General features: G+C 59.3%; 4 protein-coding genes and 1 pseudogene. All 5 read right to left on the minus strand.

The window, feature by feature from the left end; genetic code table 11:
* A pseudogene (locus L9Z73_RS31360) lies at positions 1–138 on the minus strand (EamA/RhaT family transporter); the annotation flags it as partial.
* A 77-nt stretch (positions 139–215) separates the two neighbouring features.
* The gene (locus tag L9Z73_RS29220) at positions 216–551 is read right to left on the minus strand and encodes a hypothetical protein (RefSeq protein ID WP_247408343.1); all 336 of its coding nucleotides are present in this window, start codon (positions 549–551) and stop codon (positions 216–218) included.
* A gap of 93 nt (positions 552–644) precedes the next feature.
* Positions 645–998, minus strand: coding sequence for a gamma-glutamylcyclotransferase family protein (locus L9Z73_RS29225; RefSeq protein ID WP_247408345.1), 354 nt, complete (start codon positions 996–998; stop codon positions 645–647).
* An 18-nt stretch (positions 999–1,016) separates the two neighbouring features.
* A complete protein-coding gene (locus L9Z73_RS29230; RefSeq protein ID WP_247408347.1) occupies positions 1,017–1,676 on the minus strand; it encodes a M24 family metallopeptidase in 660 nt (219 codons plus the stop codon).
* A gap of 77 nt (positions 1,677–1,753) precedes the next feature.
* Complete coding sequence (locus tag L9Z73_RS29235) at positions 1,754–2,254, minus strand: DUF4337 domain-containing protein (RefSeq protein ID WP_345894193.1); 501 nt, start codon at positions 2,252–2,254, stop codon at positions 1,754–1,756.
* Positions 2,255–2,333 lie beyond the last annotated feature (79 nt).

The following is a 2,333-nucleotide window of genomic DNA, read 5'->3' on the forward strand; positions in this document are numbered from 1 at the left end:
GAGTCCGCCGCCGCTGCCGAGGTAAAGCAGGCCTGCGAGCAGCACGGGCGAGAGGCCCAGGCCGAGGCTTTTGGCGAGCGGGGTGCTGGCGCCGAATAGCGCGGCGGCGGCGAGTGCGTAAAGGATACTGAGGTTCATGGACCATCCTCGAAAGGTTGGCCCATGATACGTCGCTCGCTCAGGTTAAATCCCGCCCAAATAGAGCAACGTCCGGTTTAGTGTGCTGCTTTCAGCTTGACCACATCACCGGAGATCTTGGTGGTGTAACCGCTCAGCACCCAAGCCCAAAACCATTTTTCCTGGATTTCGGTATTGATCATTGCGTCGCCGCCTTTTGCCTGGATGGCAGCCGTCTGGGCGCGGACGAAACGGCTGTTCTGGCCGATTGGGATCACACCGAACAGCATGATGCCGGTGGCGGTGGCTTCACTGTGACCCAGCACGGTGTATTGGCTGCTGTCGTATTGCGGGGATTTGATGGCGGTGCCGGTGCAGCCTGCGAGGGTGAAACCGAGAACAGCTGCTGCAACCACTTTACTGACGTACTTCACTGAGTAACTCCATGGGCTGAATCCCGAGATTCAATTCTCGGGGGGCGATACTTTAAACGCTCCTGTAACAGATTGAAAACAATTGCCGGTCGTTCAGGCTTGCACATACGCCCAAGCCGTCAGGCCCGATGCCAACGCCACCCTGACCCGCTTGTAGTCGGATACTTCATACGCATCCGCCGCCGCCAACTCTTGCTCGGTAATCTGAAACACCCTGCCTTCAACGCTGGCGCCTTGTTCGGTGCTCGGCGCCACAATCGGGTGATGGGTCTTGCCACTGGTGGCCAACACTTGCGGGTCAGTAATCTCTACCCAGTTTTTCGAGTAGCCCAACATTGCGTCGTGCTGGCCTGCCAGTTCTCGGCCGAAGCTGGCGAGTTGGACGGCCTTGTCCTGCAAGGTGCCGTAGGAAAACAACAGTACGGGGAATTCGGCGCAGCGTTCCATTTTGGTTCCCTTGAACAATTAAGCGAGTAGGTCTTCATAGAACGCGCCATACGGCTTGCTCGGGTGAGCGATCTGGATTTCCAGAATCCACAGCCCCGCATTCGGGTACTGCTCGAAGTCGCCGAGGTCGCCGCCACGATGGATCGCGTGGGGAAAGTCGCTGACGCGGTGGCCCTTGATGTCGAGGTTCAACTGCCAGCCCATGGCCTGGGCTTGTGCTTCGGCGTAGCGGTAGAGTTCGAGGCCGATGACCTGGTCGTTTTTCCAGCGCGCCTGCACGCGGTCGAACAGCTCTTTGGCCGCGTTGGCGCAGGCGATCATGTCCGGGTCGGTGCCGGTGCTGAAGGTGGCACCCGCGTCGCCTTCGTGACCTTGCCAGACGGCGCCCATGTCGATGAAAAACATGTCGTTTTCACCGAGTACCGGGTCACCGTCGGAGCGTTGCTTGAAGGTCTTGAGGGTATTGGCGCCGAAGCGCACCAGCAGCGGGTGCCAGATGCGTTGCATATCGAGGTCGGCGAGGACGTGCTTGCCCAGCTCGCGCGCTTCGGATTCGAGCATGCCGGGGCGGATGCGTTGGGCCAGTTGTTCGATGGCTTGCCAGGTCATGGCCTGGGCATAGCGCATGGATTCGATACTGTAGGCGGCGCCCACGGCTTCTTGGGGTTGTCCTGACACCGTTATCTCCTTATGCGGCAGCTAGCGTTATACGCTTTACTATATAGCGGCTGGAGTGGGGCGCCCAAGTGAAATTATTAGACATGCAGCCACGCCAGGCTGCCCAGCACCACGGCCACACCGCCAGCCGTATACGACATGCGCTTCAACCATTCCTTGCGCGTCAACAACGTAATTGCCGCCAACGAAATCGCGATCTGAATCGCCGTCATCGCCTGGGCCCAGCGGTGATGCTGGTGCAGCGCTTCTTCGGATTTCTGATCCCATTCCCGTGAGGTTGCCTCAAGTTTCTCGGCCTGTTTGCGCACGTCTTCCTTCTGGCCCTTGTAGCGCTCGCTCTCATCCTTGTAGTGCGCGGCGTCCACACCAGGAATATGGGTAGCCAGTTCCGCCAGGTTTTGCCGGCTGGATTTGGCCTGGTAGTAGTTCCACTGGTTGGCGGCTTCGGTCTTGAAAATGGCGGCGTTGTTCTTGTCCATCGCCGCTTCGCTTTCGGTGGAGCCGGCCTGGTAGCTGAGCATGGCGCCAAGGGTGGCCATCAGCAAGCTGGGCGGCGAGAAGGACGCGTTATGGCTCATCAGCGTTGCGCAGCCTTGGGCGCGGCGATGCTGTTGTCATGGATCAAATGGGTGATCATGGCGTCAGCCTCGGCCAATT

Source organism: Pseudomonas emilianonis (assembly GCF_023072625.1).
Lineage (GTDB): Bacteria > Pseudomonadota > Gammaproteobacteria > Pseudomonadales > Pseudomonadaceae > Aquipseudomonas > Aquipseudomonas paraveronii.

Bases quoted from the DNA above. Each gene is read 5' to 3' on its own strand.
- L9Z73_RS29225 (WP_247408345.1), bottom strand. From the start codon at position 998: ATGGAACGCTGCGCCGAATTCCCCGTACTGTTGTTTTCCTACGGCACC.
- L9Z73_RS29235 (WP_345894193.1), bottom strand. From the start codon at position 2,254: ATGAGCCATAACGCGTCCTTCTCGCCGCCCAGCTTGCTGATGGCCACC.